The 15,314-nt window shown below is 36.2% G+C and carries 18 protein-coding genes; 6 read left to right on the top strand and 12 right to left on the bottom strand.

Annotated features, from left to right (window positions below):
* Window positions 1-266: 266 nt before the first annotated feature.
* The 3 genes from yidD to HZR84_00470 all read right to left on the bottom strand — a co-directional run bounded on the left by yidD (window position 267) and on the right by HZR84_00470 (window position 2,561).
* Window positions 267-512, bottom strand: a complete 246-nt coding sequence (yidD, locus tag HZR84_00480) for a membrane protein insertion efficiency factor YidD (GenBank protein ID QNL20488.1) — start codon at window positions 510-512, stop codon at window positions 267-269.
* Window positions 509-2,011, bottom strand: coding sequence for a cysteine--tRNA ligase (locus tag HZR84_00475; GenBank protein ID QNL20487.1), 1,503 nt, complete (start codon window positions 2,009-2,011; stop codon window positions 509-511). Before HZR84_00475 ends, yidD begins: the two co-directional genes overlap by 4 nt.
* A gap of 67 nt (window positions 2,012-2,078) precedes the next feature.
* Window positions 2,079-2,561 (bottom strand): hypothetical protein, encoded by a 483-nt coding sequence (locus HZR84_00470; protein ID QNL20486.1) that lies wholly within the window; start codon window positions 2,559-2,561, stop codon window positions 2,079-2,081.
* Between the two features lie 131 nt (window positions 2,562-2,692).
* Here HZR84_00470 and HZR84_00465 point away from each other — a divergent pair, with 131 nt between their 5' ends.
* From HZR84_00465 to HZR84_00450, 4 genes are all read left to right on the top strand, one after another.
* The gene (locus tag HZR84_00465; protein ID QNL20485.1) at window positions 2,693-3,094 is read left to right on the top strand and encodes a hypothetical protein; all 402 of its coding nucleotides are present in this window, start codon (window positions 2,693-2,695) and stop codon (window positions 3,092-3,094) included.
* Window positions 3,095-3,152: 58 nt separating this feature from the next.
* The gene (locus HZR84_00460; protein ID QNL20484.1) at window positions 3,153-3,749 is read left to right on the top strand and encodes a hypothetical protein; all 597 of its coding nucleotides are present in this window, start codon (window positions 3,153-3,155) and stop codon (window positions 3,747-3,749) included.
* A 3-nt stretch (window positions 3,750-3,752) separates the two neighbouring features.
* The gene (locus tag HZR84_00455; GenBank protein QNL20483.1) at window positions 3,753-5,111 is read left to right on the top strand and encodes a YihY/virulence factor BrkB family protein; all 1,359 of its coding nucleotides are present in this window, start codon (window positions 3,753-3,755) and stop codon (window positions 5,109-5,111) included.
* 223 nt (window positions 5,112-5,334) lie between these two features.
* Window positions 5,335-5,817, top strand: a complete 483-nt coding sequence (locus HZR84_00450) for a winged helix-turn-helix transcriptional regulator (protein ID QNL23145.1) — start codon at window positions 5,335-5,337, stop codon at window positions 5,815-5,817.
* On the opposite strand, the gene HZR84_00445 is transcribed toward HZR84_00450, so the two are convergent.
* Window positions 5,818-7,557 (bottom strand): M28 family peptidase, encoded by a 1,740-nt coding sequence (locus HZR84_00445; GenBank protein QNL20482.1) that lies wholly within the window; start codon window positions 7,555-7,557, stop codon window positions 5,818-5,820.
* 50 nt (window positions 7,558-7,607) lie between these two features.
* On the opposite strand from HZR84_00445, the gene HZR84_00440 reads away from it, so the two are divergent.
* The gene (locus HZR84_00440; GenBank protein ID QNL20481.1) at window positions 7,608-9,323 is read left to right on the top strand and encodes a hypothetical protein; all 1,716 of its coding nucleotides are present in this window, start codon (window positions 7,608-7,610) and stop codon (window positions 9,321-9,323) included.
* Here HZR84_00440 and HZR84_00435 read toward each other — a convergent pair whose 3' ends face one another.
* From HZR84_00435 to HZR84_00410, 6 genes are all read right to left on the bottom strand, one after another.
* Entirely contained in the window at window positions 9,324-10,208 is an 885-nt protein-coding gene (locus tag HZR84_00435; GenBank protein QNL20480.1) for a hypothetical protein, read from the bottom strand.
* Complete coding sequence (locus tag HZR84_00430; protein ID QNL20479.1) at window positions 10,198-10,749, bottom strand: YceI family protein; 552 nt, start codon at window positions 10,747-10,749, stop codon at window positions 10,198-10,200. Before HZR84_00430 ends, HZR84_00435 begins: the two co-directional genes overlap by 11 nt.
* Window positions 10,750-10,753: 4 nt before the next feature.
* A complete protein-coding gene (locus HZR84_00425; GenBank protein QNL20478.1) occupies window positions 10,754-11,116 on the bottom strand; it encodes a hypothetical protein in 363 nt (120 codons plus the stop codon).
* Window positions 11,097-11,819 (bottom strand): hypothetical protein, encoded by a 723-nt coding sequence (locus HZR84_00420; protein ID QNL20477.1) that lies wholly within the window; start codon window positions 11,817-11,819, stop codon window positions 11,097-11,099. The genes HZR84_00425 and HZR84_00420 overlap by 20 nt, the downstream gene beginning before the upstream one ends.
* Window positions 11,820-11,821: 2 nt before the next feature.
* The gene (locus tag HZR84_00415; protein ID QNL20476.1) at window positions 11,822-12,232 is read right to left on the bottom strand and encodes a hypothetical protein; all 411 of its coding nucleotides are present in this window, start codon (window positions 12,230-12,232) and stop codon (window positions 11,822-11,824) included.
* Window positions 12,233-12,318: 86 nt separating this feature from the next.
* Window positions 12,319-12,951, bottom strand: coding sequence for an NAAT family transporter (locus tag HZR84_00410; protein ID QNL20475.1), 633 nt, complete (start codon window positions 12,949-12,951; stop codon window positions 12,319-12,321).
* A gap of 93 nt (window positions 12,952-13,044) precedes the next feature.
* Here HZR84_00410 and HZR84_00405 point away from each other — a divergent pair, with 93 nt between their 5' ends.
* On the top strand, window positions 13,045-13,440 hold the full coding sequence (locus HZR84_00405; GenBank protein QNL20474.1) for an acyl-CoA thioesterase: 396 nt from the start codon (window positions 13,045-13,047) through the stop codon (window positions 13,438-13,440).
* A 3-nt stretch (window positions 13,441-13,443) separates the two neighbouring features.
* Here HZR84_00405 and HZR84_00400 read toward each other — a convergent pair whose 3' ends face one another.
* Complete coding sequence (locus tag HZR84_00400; GenBank protein ID QNL20473.1) at window positions 13,444-13,914, bottom strand: nuclear transport factor 2 family protein; 471 nt, start codon at window positions 13,912-13,914, stop codon at window positions 13,444-13,446.
* A 78-nt stretch (window positions 13,915-13,992) separates the two neighbouring features.
* Window positions 13,993-14,964 carry a hypothetical protein gene (locus HZR84_00395; GenBank protein QNL20472.1) on the bottom strand — a complete coding sequence of 324 codons (972 nt, stop codon included), beginning with the start codon at window positions 14,962-14,964 and terminating at the stop codon, window positions 13,993-13,995.
* Between the last annotated feature and the right edge of the window lie 350 nt (window positions 14,965-15,314).

Below are 15,314 nucleotides of genomic sequence, written 5' to 3'. Positions count from 1 at the left end.
TATTAGTTGATTTCCAGCTTATTTCTCAAACTGTTTTTCCAGGTTCTGCTTTTGATTAAACAATATATTGCAATAATACGATAATTAAAAATAAACCTAATAGCCTTGATTGTTTTTAACTGGTCAAATAGTCTTTTAAAGATTTTTAGATGTTATCTGATTAAGTCCAAATAATGATTCGCTGTAATTCCTCAAAGACGCCTATACCGGCGTGACCTATGTTTTAATCAATAGATAACTAAAAGAAAATAATCAGGCCCCTGAAATTAACTTTTTTCTGAATCTTTCTTTTTTGGCACAGGGTCATAACCGCTACTTCCCCAGGGATGGCATTTTCTAATTCGATTCAAGGCCAATTTCAAACCTTTAATTGGCCCCCAAATTTGAATGGCCTCAACAGCGTATTGAGAGCAAGTAGGTACATGTCTGCAATTCTGACCGAGTATAGGAGACAAGGTCCATTGATAAATACGGATAGGGACTATCAAAATGTATGAGAATACTTTGCTCATTCAATTATGTAGGAGGATTTTCCTTCTTTTCCATCCATTATTTTAATACCTGCCTTTTGCAATTCATCTCTGATTTTATCAGTGAGCGCATAATCCTTTTTGCGTTTTGCATCCGCCCTTAAACCCATCAAAATTTCCATAGCAGCATCCAAATGAGAACTTTGATTTTCTTCTTCCGGAATGAGTCCTAAAACAGTTTCTATAAATCCACGGTAGGTTTTTTCTAGGAAATTAAAAGTGTCTTTGGATATGTTACTTAAGGGAATAGCTCCATCCTTAATTGCGTTGATTTTGGTGGACAAATCAAATAGATTAGCCAGCGTTTTAGCAGAATTAAAATCATCCGACATATTTTGATAACATTGCTCGCAAGTAGCTTTTATTTCCATGTCAAGGGCTTCATTTATTTTCCCGGCTTTTTCGTAATTAAGGCTTTGAAGGTTTTGTAAACTTTTCATCAATTTTTTATAGCCTTTTTCCGCAGCGCGCAAGGCATCATTTGAAAAATCCAAAGTACTTGCATAATGCGCCTGCAACATAAAAAAACGAATAGTCATAGGAGAAAAACCCTGATCAAGCAATGGATGGTTGCCGGTCATTAGTTCCGAGGGTGTAAAACCATTACCCTCCGACTTACTCATTTTCTTTCCATTGACAGTAAGCATATTGGTATGTATCCAGTATTTTATTGGATCCTTATCATAAGAAATTCTATTCTGTGCTATTTCACATTCATGATGGGGAAATTTCAAATCCATACCCCCACCGTGGATGTCGAATTGTTCACCCAGATATTTATTGCTCATGACAGAGCACTCCAAATGCCAACCGGGAAAACCCAATCCCCAGGGAGAGTTCCAGCGCATTATATGATTGTCTTCTGCCTTTTTCCATATGGCAAAATCAAGTGGATTTCTTTTTTCATCCTGTCCGTCCAAATCACGCGTATTGGAAATCATATCTTCTATATTCCGGCCGGTGAGACTTCCGTATTTGTAACTCTTATTGTATTTCTCTACATCAAAATAGACCGATCCCTTTGACTCATAAGCAAATCCCTCTTTTAGAATCTTTTGAACCATTTCTATTTGTTCGATTATATGAGCCGTAGCGGTGGGTTCTATACTCGGAGGAAGGGTATTGAAAAGTTGCATTACCTGATGGAAACCATTGGTGTATTTTTGTACAATTTCCATGGGTTCCAGATTTTCCAATTTTGCTTTTTTTGCAATTTTGTCTTCACCACTATCCTCGTCGTTGAGTAAATGTCCGACATCAGTAATGTTGCGAACATACCTCACTTTATAGCCTAAAAACAAGAAATATCGATAGATAAGATCAAAACTTGTAAAGGTTCGTACATTGCCCAGATGGACGTCTGAATAAACCGTAGGGCCGCAAACATACATTCCAACATAGCCCTCCACCGCGGGCTTAAAATCTTCTTTTTTTCTGCTTATCGAATTAACTAGACTGACTGGATATGTTTTGTACTTCATGAAATGCTCTGATTAATTGCAAAGAAATATGATTAAAGCCGGATTATTAAATATAATCGCCTTTTTATCAGTGACAGAGCACATTTGCTGCTCCAGTAGCCATTAAAAGATTGGGTTTGGTTTTGGCGCTAAATCCTAAAGACTCTACATAGCCAACTGCAGCTTTCTTAAGTTTATAGGAGGCATATCGCGGGTTGTCGTTGTAATCCAGATCAATTTGGTGCACATCTATGCCACAATCATTTTTTAAATACAATGCCAGATTGGTTGAACGCTCGAGTTCTGACCATAACCTCGTCCAGATATCGGTGATCTTTGGGACGCGATCCTTTTTATAAATTACATGCGCTCCCTGTTGAACAAAACGGAACACTACGGTAGTAACATAGACGGTGTGTTTAGAATAATTTTGACTGTCCGTTCCAATATGCAATTCTACATTAGGATTTTGATTAAGCAATCCGGGTACATAATCATCAACCTGAACCTTTGTGCCACAGCCCATTTTGTTATATACTATTTCATCCATTACAGTAGAATTGTCAAGCATTCACATAAATATAAACCACAGAAATTAAATATTGCTTAAGAAAATGTTAATTCATTGAAAATGTGCTGCTTTAAAATCTAAAAAATTGGATATAAAATCATTTATTGTGAAGTTTACTATTTAAGAATTTTATGAAAGAATTTCTCAACAAGCTAAAAAAATGGACATTTCGCCTGATTGTTGTGGCGGCAATTGTATTTATTTGTGTTATTGTTTTTTTAAGCTCGATGACCTACAGTGAAGGGTTTATCATAGGCAAAGCCACTTCATTTAGTAAAAAAGGCATAATATTTAAAACCTATGAAGGCGAAATAAAAGTATCCGGATCAGATTTGGCAGAGCTGGAAGGTCTGGAATCGGGTAAATGGGCTTTTAGTGTCAAAAAAAATATTGAAAAAGAAGTTCTTGAATCCATTGAAAAGGCAATTGAAGAAAATAAAAGAGCCAAGTTTTATTACAAGGAAAAATATTGGAAATCATCCTGGTCCGGGGATACAAAATACTATGTATATGATGTTGAAATATTGGAGTAGAGGCACAGTTTTAGCTCTTTTTATATTGCTTGTTCTTAGTTGTACTAATTCCCAGGCTATGTCTGACAGCAGTGCTGTTGTTTGGGTATTGATTGAAAAGGCGAAAATTGAATCAGATTCCAGCAATCCCAAAGATCATGCGAAGATCATGAGGCAACATATGGACTATTTGAGCAAAATTCACAGCGAGAAAAGAATGTTGGCTTCAATTTCCTTTCAAGGAGGTGGTGGCTTAATGTTTTTTAAAAGCAATACCGATAGTATTAAAAGCTGGATGAAACAAGACCCCGCTATTCAGAATAATTTATTTACTCTTACCTATCTTACCTGGATTCCTGAAAAAGGAAATATTTGTCAAACAGATAAAAACAGTAAGCTTGGAAACGTAAATGTTACCTTTATTAGTTTTTCAGCTCCAAAGGATCCCGCCATGAGAGAAAAAATCGAAAAGAAGAAGAATAAACTTTTGACAGAACTTAAGGATTCAGAGCAAACCATGTGTCTGGGCAAGATGAATGAAAACAATACATATGCAGTTATTAGTGCAAATGCAGCAGTTGAAAAAGAAGAAACGGAAGTCAGCAAAACTATAGGTGATGGAATCATGAAAGATGCCTACAAAGCCTGGGCGCCTTTAGCTGCTTTTTGTGATTAAAACATGAATTCTAACAAGCGAACATCAATTTCGATATCCGGAATTAAGAATTTCATTGATCACGATATTTGGGAAATAAAAGCGGATCCCAAAAAGGAATTTCTTAAATATTATACCTTAAGCATTATAAGGGTACTTATCCTGTCTTTTGAGGGTTTCATTAAGGACAATGTTCAAATCAGGAGTAGTGCATTGACTTTCTTTTCTCTATTGAGCATTGTACCACTTCTTGCGATGGCCTTTGGGGTTGCAAAGGGCTTTGACCTGGAAAAACAACTACATGTAGAACTAATAGAAAATTTCAGCGGACAGGCTGAAGTAATTGACCAGAGTATTTCATTTGCACAAAATCTTTTAGAAAATACAGAGGGTGGATTAATAGCGGGAATTGGATTTGTAGTATTGGTTTATTCAGTACTTCGGCTTTTCTCCAACATAGAACAAAGTTTTAATACCATTTGGAATGTAAAAAAAGAAAGGTCGATTGTAAGAAAATTAAGCGATTACCTTGCAATTGTATTATTGGCGCCTGTATTTCTAATAGCTGCCAGCAGTTTGACCATACAGATTACTAACATCATTACTGAAATAACCAATGAAATTGAGTTTTTGGGCATTATGGACTCATTGCTTTTGCCATTACTAAGAATACTTCCTTATACAGTCATATGGACCTTATTTCTATTGATGTATATGATTATGCCGAATACAAAGGTCAAATTTAAATCGGCATTAATAGCAGCCATAATAGCAGGTTCTGCTTATCAATTAACTCAGTGGGGACTAATCAATTTTCAAGTTGGTGTGTCGCGCTACAATGCCATTTATGGAAGTTTTGCCGCGCTTCCTTTGTTCTTGTTCTGGTTACAGCTAAGCTGGTTAATATTTTTATTTGGTGCGGAATTGGCCTTTTCACATCAGAATATTAGCAATTTTGAAAGGGATGTTGCTGAAAGTGAAATGAGCCGACAAGCAAGGATGGAAGCAATTTTTGTGATCGCCACATATGTTATTAATAAGTTTGTGGGTAGAGAACATGCACCGAGTTTTGAAACTATAGCTCAGGAATTAAAGCTTCCGGTAAAAATAACGCATTCTATTCTCGAAGAACTGGTTGAAGCTGAAATTCTCACAAGAACGGAAGATACAGATGGAGACCTAAGCGCATATCAACCGGCCACTGATCCGAATTATATATCTTTTGCATTTATTATGGAAAAAATGAATACAAAGGGAAAAAATTCAATTTGGGATGAAAAAGATTTTGACTTTGAACAAATTAGAAGTCAGATTGATATTATGAACAAAGAAACCAGCCTTTCTTCGGCTTCGCTCTTACTTAAAGACATTAAACTTAGCTAGACTCAAACTTTTCTGATAATTAAATCCGCCAGGAATAAAAAAAACAACACAACCGCAGGAAACCCACGATTGTGTTCAGACCTAACTTCAATACGATTAACGATTCAAAACTAACACAGCCTTATTTATATCTGTCAATATTTTATAAATTATTAAGGATAATTACAAATAATTTAATTTATTAGCAATTTAATTATTATTCTTTCAGTTTATTATTAAAATGATGCTCAACTATTATAAAATTGACAAGGTGGATAAGCAGATAATCAACTTTTTATCAAATGATGCGAGAATGCCCTATACTGAAATTGCCAAAATTATTGGGGTATCAGTTGGCACGGTGCATGGAAGAGTAAAAAAGCTTGAAGATGCCGGGATTATTAAAGGTGCAACATTGACCATAGATTATGTTCGCTTGGGTTATCGATTTATTGCTTATGTGGGTATCTTCTTAAGAGAAACATACAGATCTGATGACGTAATTAAAGAATTGTACAAAATTCCCGAAGTAACCATTGCAAACGTGACCTCCGGACAATTTTCAATTTTTACAAAAATAAGATGCAGGGATACTCAGCACGCAAAAAAGGTGATTGACAAAATATTAGGAATTAAAGGAATCAGACGAACAGAATCTATGATTGCATTGGAAGAAAGTTTTAATAGCAAACAAAGACTAATCAGTTCAATATTCGATCAAATGTGATCAAAAGGCGAATACCATTCTTTTGCTATCCACTTTTACATTATCGATCACAAGGGTGTAAATAAATGTACCGCTTTTATTATAGCCGTGATTGTATATTACTTCATTCATTCCTTGGTGAACCTCAACGGGAATTCTGGTAATTTCCCGGCCGTCAAGTTCTCTAAGTTGTATAAAAGCCTCCGAATATTTTGGAACTACCTCTGCATGAAATGCAATTAATGTGGCCTCATCAAATGGATTGGGTTTATTTTGTAAAAGAGTAATGCCAGAATAGGGGCCTTTTAATTTATCAAGCCCTGTGGCTGCCACAGTTAAAAATTCTTCATTTGAGAAAAGACCTTCTATTCCATTTTGGTCAACCGCACAGGCACTTAAAAAATAAAAACCAGGACCATAACTGGGAAAAGAATCTATGCTACTATTGCTTAAATGAATTGTATCAAAATCATTTCCGGTAGTTCTTATTCCGACTTTATAAAGACCGGTAGAGTCGGGATCATTAATTTCAACTTTCAAATAATTGTCAGTTGCAAGGCTGCTTAGAATACTCACTTTTCGAGGCGAAGAACTTAGCGCAGTAGCTTCTGCAGCATTAATGATTGCATTTCTTGCCAGATAATTAAAGTCAATAAAAAAGCTATCAATGATATTATCATTATTTGTATCAACCCCCAATATGTCATTGCTTGTGTGTTGCCTGTCGGTATAACCGGGGCCTGCAGAAGCATTTCCATGTTCATTGGCTGAGGTAAAACGCATAGCTGTAAACCCTTGCTGCCGGAATGGTATATGATCTCCTCCGCGTCCCGAACGATCCTCTTGAGACATTATGGTAATTTGCATTGGAACAGAAACTATAGGAAGCAGTTCATCTTCATAAGTGATTTTGATATGCCTGCTCAAAGCTTTGTGTTTTGAGTTCAGGCCACCTCCGGAAAAAAGTCTGACCTGAGTTGAATCAATGTGATTTAAACCCGGACAACTAGGAGCCGAACTGGTTTGCCCACATATAATACCACCCACAATATCATTATTGAGAACCGCTTTAATTGGAAGGTTATTTGCACTGGCATAATCAGCCATTGCATCCGCACCCAAAAGTCCTTGTTCTTCAGCTGTAGTCAACATGAAAAGCATTGTTGCTTCAAAAGTGTACTTGCTCATTATTCGCGCAAGTTCCAATACAAGAGCTGAACCACTGGCATTATCTTCTACACCCTCGGCAATACAGGCGGTGTCGCATAATACATCACATCGTGAATCTAAATGAGCCTCAATAAGAATTATTTTATCAAATACAGTATCAGTTCCGGGTAGGACTGCCAGGATATTTTTGTGTTTATCCACACCACAAATACTTAAATCAAAATCCAGATAGCTAGCCAAGAGCCTACCGTGATTTTGATTGCTGAATTCCTGAAATTTAGCCAGAGCCCATCTCCTTGCAGCACCAATTCCGATCGTACTTGAGCTGGTATCTGATCCTGAATTTCGTGTGCCAAATTCACTAAGTTTGATTAAGTAGGATTTTAAGGAATCTGTACTGATTTCATTATTTAAACCTTGAATAATAGTTTGAGGATTATCTATAATTTGAGGTGGTAAATAATTCAGAGGGTTGTATAATCCTTTTAAAACAGAGTCTGCCTCAGGGTTGCTCAATCTTATATTTGTTTGCGAAAAAGCCAAAGAAGCACTAAGAACAATAATTAAAAGAAAGGCTAAAATTTGTTTCATAGCATATAAAGATAATACTTAGATTAAATTTAAAGACATAATTTTATGTTATGAAATATTGTCGTTCGAATCATTTCACACTAATTCTATTCCTCTTATTGATTTCTATTATCAGTTCTTGTGATAAAAAATCAAGTCAGAATGAAGAAGTAAGAAAACTAGGCACAATAGAATTTGAAAATAGCGGAGCTGAAAATGCTCAAAATGCATTTTATCAAGGTGTGTTAGCCTTGCATAATTTTTGGTACCCGGTGGCTGAAGCTTCATTTCGCGAAGCCATTCAAATGGATTCAGGTTTTGCAATGGCTTATTGGGGCGAAGCCATGAGCAAGAATAAAACGCTTTGGCAGATTCAGGATCGCAAAAAAGCCAGGGAAATCCTCAGTCAATTGGGAAATTCAAAAGAAATGAGGTTAAAAATGGCGGAATTAGAAGTGGAAAAGGATTTTATAAGGTCATTGGATGTATTGTATTCAGAAAAGGATAACAAACTAGAAAGAGATCAGGATTATGCTGTGTTTATGGAAAACATGTTGAACAAGTATCCTGACAATTTAGAAGTAAGAGCCTTTTATGCCCTTTCATTATTGGGTTTGCTGAGAGACAACCAGGGAAATGAGGATATTCGAATGAAATGTGCGGCTATTTCACAACAAGTTTTAGACAAAAACCCCAATCATCCGGGTGCACTCCATTATAAAATCCATGCTTTGGATGATCCCTTGCATGCCATACTTGCCTTAGATGCCGCTTATAAATATGCAAAAGTAGCACCGGAAAGCAATCATGCATTGCATATGCCTTCGCACATTTTTGTTCAACTGGGAATGTGGGAAAATGTAATTTCTTCCAACATTAATGCGAGGAACGCTTCTGAAAACTGGGTTAAGAAAGAAAAACTAAACCGTACATATCTCGACAATCACAGTTTATCATGGTTGGCATATGCATATACACAGGCCGGTTTGTTCGATAGTGCCTTAGTTCAACTGGAAAAGATTCAAATAAATAATAAGGATACCTTTACCAGACGAGAGAAGCATTATGAGATTGATATTCTTACGCGAATCTGGGTTGAAAACTCATCCGATCTTGGAGATTACAGTTTCGAGATTGAGGGCGTTAATAGCGTGTCCGAAATGTCTCTTGCCAAATATCAGTTTGCATATGGATGGAGAAGCCTTGAAAAAGGGGAGAGGGATAATTGTCTTGCTTCCATCCAAAATATCTCTGAATATTTAAATCAAATGGATTCAACAGAATCATTTGATCAAAAAATCATTGAAATATATCTGAATTCACTTAAAGGGTTGTATTTCTTTGAGAACTCTGGTTTTGACAATGCTGAATCTTATTTTGAAAAGGCTATTTTATTGGAGGAATCCTTAAACCCTCCAACAGGTCCACCGGATATTATCAAACCCATTCACGAATTATATGCTGAAATCTGCTTAAAAGAAGGGAAAATTGAAAAATCCATTGACTTATTCAAAACCAGCCTCATGCGAACACCAAATAGAAGCATGAGCCGTTTAGGACTGGCACGGGCTTATCGGGTGAATGGAGACTTTGCTTCGGCTAAATACCAATATGAAAAATTCGCAGAAAATTATTCCAATGCCAGTGATGATAAAAATCAAAGTGAGGCTTTGACATTTATTAAAAATAATGAACAATTAAGCTCCAAAGATTTTATCAGTTCTTCTAATCGAATTCTTAAATACGACTCAAAAATGAAGATTACCCAATGTCAACCGCTGAATTAATTATTTATTGACGATCGTGAAAACGCGGTTTACATTGAATCCAAAATAAATATCACCGTCCAGAATATTACCATCGGTATCGGGGATGGAATAAGCTGCAATCATAGAACGCGAATTCGTAATGTGAAGAGAGAAAATATGGCCACCTGTTTCTATATCTACACCTAATGCTATCGCATCGTATTTATCAGATCTGTTTTGATTGATTTGATAAAAATACTCAGTATTTAAGGTTACCATTCGACTTAATTTAATTCTCTGACCAAATCCTATTGAATAAATATCATTGGGATCTTCCGTAGTTGCCACCAAATTCCTGTGAACAAGCCCTGGAGTTAATTGTACCGAATATGAATTGCTGATCTTTCTGGCAATCAGCAATTGATGGTTGAAAAAGTATCTTGAAGAAAAGTAATTTTCTCTTTCCTCATCTAAATATTTTAAACCGTTTACTGCCATATTTCCATAATACACAAGTGTAAATGGCATATTTTTTAATCCGCTGGATTGACGAAGCAATTTGAATTTAAGCATTCCATCTACTGTCTTACCAACAGAACTTCTGCCTATTCCTATGGCCAGTCTTTCATTGATTCCATATTCAAATCCGAGTCTTACCGTGGCATTGTCAAGTCCAAACAAATCGTAGGCGCCATCACTGAGTTTTCCAAATCTGTGTCCAATTACAAATTGCAGAACACCATGCGCCGGGTTTTCAATGGATTGCCCATTGATTATTCGGGTAGTTTTAAAAGTCGCATAGGTGTACTCGGTTGTTTCTACATCTGTTTCGGATTCAAGCAGGTCCATAAGGTCATCCTGAGAATAAGAAAATGTAAAGGATAGTGCGACCATCGAGATCGCCAATAGTAGTTTATTTACCATAAGGCTCGTAGCTTATGTCCACTGTCACTTCCACCACTTCAGCAATGTTATTCACCTTGCCTGCTGGTATTTTAATTCCGTGTTCAGCAACTTTTACATTAAATTTCGACTTGCCTTGAATTTTATTTCCGTCGCGTATTAATTTTCCATTAATGCTGTATTCTTTGGATACGCCATGAATTTCGAGCTGTCCTTTTACTACAACATCATATTCTCCATTTTTACTCAAGTTAATAGCTTCAAAATTCTGAATCACACCTTTAAAGCTGGATTTGGGGAATTTTTCCGATTCCACATAACTCTCGTTGAAATGTTCCTGCATCAAGGCCTTTTCAAATTCAAAACCTTTCATAAGCATTGAAAATACCATGTCGCCATTTGTAACATTTAATATGCTGGTCACCTGGTGGTTATGGGCTTCAATATTTTCCATTGGTGCTTCGGAAAAGAAGGAAACATGACCTGTTCTGGTAATGTACTTTTCCTGTGCAAAAACAGAGATTGAAACCATAAGAAGTGATAGAAATAATATAGTTCTCATAATATTAGTTTTGCGGAGCGCCGGCATTAATCCAGCTTTCCAATTGTTTAATTTCACATTCGCTTAGAGGTGTAACACTTGAAGGAGGCATGGTCATTTGATCTACCGCCCTTACTTTTATTCGATCTGTATTTTGACTTACAGAATTAAAATCTGAAAAATTCGGATTTTGTGGGCCACCGTGACAGGCGGGAAGCGCACATTTAGTATTAATTATAGTAGCAATATTGGCATCATAGCTGAGACTATCTGTATTGCAGACTATTTCTCCTGGATACAATTCTTCTTCATTGTCGTAATAGCAGGATGAAATCACTGCAGTGAATACAAATAATATTAGAACTAATTTAATTATCCTGTGCACCATCGTTTATCCAAGCTTTTAGTTTGCTTATATCGCAATCGGGTAAGGGGCCGGAAGGAGGCATAGGACTGGAATGCGTTCTTTCTATAGCTCTTACCTGTATTTTATTTAAATTATTGACTATGATCTGGTGATTTTCCCATATAGGACGAACCGAACCTGATCCGTGGCAAGTCGAATTCGTATTACAGCTGCTGACGAATATCGGAAGAACGTCATTTGCAAATGAAATAGAACTTGTATCGCACTCATCACAGCGATTGTTATTGGCACCCTGAAGAATCCATTTTTCTATCAAGCGAATCTTTTCATCATCCAGCATTTGGCCAACAGTTTGTCCTACGATCCTTGGCATTAATTTATCTGGATCATCTTCTGTTATTCTCTCATAAATATCACTTTCCTGTAGATTAGAGGGGGTGATTTCAGTCATAATACCATTGTAATTGGAAAGGTCCAGGTTGCTCTGTTGTGTGCCTGCATCATGGCAGGGAGAAAAGGCGCAGTTCGATTGAAAAATGGGTAGTATATCATTTTCAAAATAGACAATACTTGTATCACAGTTATTTCCTGTTGTATCTACCGGATTCGATGTGGTATCCATGGGATTATTACCGGGTGTATCCTCCGGGATCACCGGATCGTGTGTACAGGTAATGGCCAGCATTAAAATGACAGCGATATAAAAGAGGTATGAAAACTTCATTTTCAATTAAGGACAGAACACTTTTTTAATGTAATTGTAGGTTCAATGAGGTCATCATAGCCAACAAAAAGTCCTTTAATTTTGACAGTTTCATCTTTCTTAAAAAAATCTTTTGACTTTTCCAGCATTTCACAATTTGCGATTCCCATGCCACCATCAGATAAAAATAAATGGACATGTTCTCCATCCTGAATATCACTCATTGTGGCTTCTATCATTAAAACTTTGTCGGTATATTTAGAATTGGATTCGTCCGGTTTTTGCTCAAATTCATCAATTAGGGCAGAAAGATGTGTTTCATAATCTACCTGAGCAGAAGCGATATCCTTATGGGGTTTATTGTAAATTTTGTAAACAACAAAAAGCCCAATTATGACTATCAACACCAGACCGAGAAATACTTTCCAATTCATAAGACTTTTTCCTTAAAAATACTATTAAATTCCTTTTATGGAAATTTTTTAGAATTAATTCCTGTTCAGAAAAAACCCTGAAAAGTTTAGTTGGATAAACCGGGCAGTAATTCAAGTACACCATTGGCCATCATTTCTATGGCAAGAGCTGCCAGAAGCATGCCCATTACTCTTGTTGCGATTTTAATCCCCGAAACCCCTAAATATTTCCCAATTCTGGAAGCAAATAATAGGAGAACTGTAATAAACAAAGCCACCAGCAGTGAAATACCAACCATGAGAAATTTATCAAGGAATCTGGAATATTGATTTGAATAAATAATCAATGTGCTAATTGTACCCGGTCCGGCAATAATAGGCAGGGCCAAAGGAACAATGGCTACATCGTCTTTTTCCTCAGCGTGTTTTTGCTCTTGCTTGGTATGTTTTATTCCGCTTTGTCTGGAATTGATCATTGAAATGCCAAGAAGAAAAATGATAACTCCACCAGCCACTCTAAACGCACTTACAGAAATTCCGAAAACTGAAAGAACAAAACTTCCGATTAATATGACCACAGTAAATATAATTGCTACCGATAAACCGGTTTTTAAAGCAATGCGCTTTCTTTCAAAAGTAGTATTTGTAGATGTCAGACTTAAAAATATTGGAATGGCACTAAATGCATTTGTTATGACAATCAATGCAATGATAAATTTGATAATTTCGGTGCTATTCATAGCTTGCAATTTTAGAAATTTTTCAGGTCAAAATCTCAATAGTTTGTACTTAAATTATAGTTGAAAATTTTATCATTAAAGAAATAAATTAGAATGGATGTAACAAAAGCAAAGGTTAGGGGATACCACCTAGATTTGTACGGGCATGTCAATAATGCGAGATATCTTGAATTTCTTGAGGAGGGAAGGTGGTCTTTTTATGAAAAACGCGTTGACCGGGATCAAATTCATAGCAGGGGCCTGGGCCTTGTAGTGGTTAACAACAACATTAATTACAGATATCCGGCACGTCTTCATGATGTGCTTGAAATTCATACCGACGTAGAACGAATTGGTGAAAAGAGCATTACTTTCAAACAAAAGATTTTTCTTGATGGTACTCAAACTCTGGTAATTGATGCTACAGTTGTATTTGTAATACTGGACATGAAAAGCGGGAAAGCGATCCCAATTGATGATGAATTAAAGTCCTACATGAAGGATCCCTAAAGATTAACTTCCATTTTCATTGGTAAACTTCCTGAGCATTTTGGCGGTGCTTTTTTGAAGAGATCTTTTAAAAAATAGTGTCCATCCAAATAAAAGACCTTTAAAACCCAATGCCTGTATTGCCCAATTGTAAAGATTGAAATCGTCATAGTGTCTGTATATTTTACCATCTTTAAACTCAAAATTGGCTTTTATTACGTTTTTGACTCGTCTGTTAGTTTTACTAAATGTATATTCTGCTTCCCATTTAGCACTTCCTTTTTCAGTATTGGCATGAACATCAAAATAATCCAGAATAAAATTTTTGTCTTGTTGAGATTCACAAAGCATTCGCCACATATTGCAGACTTGCTCACCTTTTAGTAAGCCAAATGCCGGATCCTCAAATTCCACATCAGGATGATAATGTTTAATCATTCCCTCGGCATTGAGGTTTTTAAAATTATTATAGAAATCGCGAATTAGATTATCCACATTGAAAACTAATAAAAATGTTTAATATTCATGGAAATAAATTCAGACCTAAATTTTCTATTGTTTAGATTTTTTCTTTTATCCGGGAATTAAAAATGTCAGACCGCCACCAAAATTTACATGTGAATTATCTTGTCTTGTATCATCCGGAAATGTCACAGTACTGCCATTAACCGTTATTTTACTCAGTGAATTTATAATATAAGATCCGAATAAATGAAGTAAAACACCTTCAGCTACCTGAATATCAAATCCCAGATCTAACATTAATCCTAAACCTTCACCTCTGAAATTAACGGACTGTCCGGCAAAGGCATTATTCACGTAAGAAAAGTAACCAATTGAGGTACCAAGGATTAATGCGCTCTGATCCAGACCGGTGGGATACCTACCGCAGAAATGAGGGCCGAAATAAACCATACTTATATTGTCTTCAACATTGATCGTAAAAGATTCCTGTAGATCAGGATCAAAAAAACTGAATGTTCCGGAATTCGAAGTACCTGTTCTGCTCACTCTAAGTCCATAACCAGTCTGGCTTTTGTAAGGAAAATAGTGAAAACTTGCTCCAAATTGATACCCACTTCGCAATTCATCCTCGTATGCTTTGAGGTCTGCACTCAATCCCGAGGCGCCTTTGGCTGTGAGGTAGCTATATGCCCCCATAATGCTTAGTCTTAATAGTCCCGCTTTCGATTCTTCACCAGTACTTTTATCATATTTGTCTTTATTTGCATTGTATTGATCATTATAGGTATTGTATGGGCTAACACTTTGATCCTGAGTTGGGTTTGCATCTGATTTAGTACCAGACTGATTAACAATAGTATTTGATTTTTTGATACCGCGATTATAGGATTGAACCTGATCAAGAAGAATTACAGTTGAACGAATTTCATCGCGGACCGCATAATCAAAATGAATAAAGCGTTCTGTAATCTTAGTAATTTTGCATTCAAAAGTATCGCCTTTGACAGTAACAATATAATCTTGAGCAAGCCCTGCATAGCTGATCGAAAAGAATATGAAAATAAATAGTAATTTTTTCATGTTTTGAATGTTAGATTAGTTCCTTTGAAAAAAGGCTCAGTAAATAGCACGCAATTTTATAAATAATTTATGCTGCAAAAAAGGATTTAAAATTTGAATTTTTATTCATAGACTAAAATTGCTTCGTTCCTGGCACAAGTCACACCTTTTGGAATTTGTGGTTTGCTACAATCCGGAATTATATTCAAATGTTGGTTATAAGTACGCTCTGTGGATTCATGGCTGTTTAATTGTGCAAACAGCAATAAAGTATCAGTTTTTAAATTAAAAGCCAGAAACCCTTGTGGGCCACCCCGCGCTTTTGCCCCGTAAGCAACATAAGACCAATCCTATGAGTCTAAACATTGAGC

The sequence above is a fragment of the Hyphobacterium sp. CCMP332 genome, from assembly GCA_014323545.1.
Classification (GTDB): Bacteria; Bacteroidota; Bacteroidia; order Cytophagales; family CCMP332; genus CCMP332.
The sequence above is the reverse complement of the archived record's forward strand: the minus strand, read 5'-3'. Positions and strand labels throughout refer to the sequence as shown.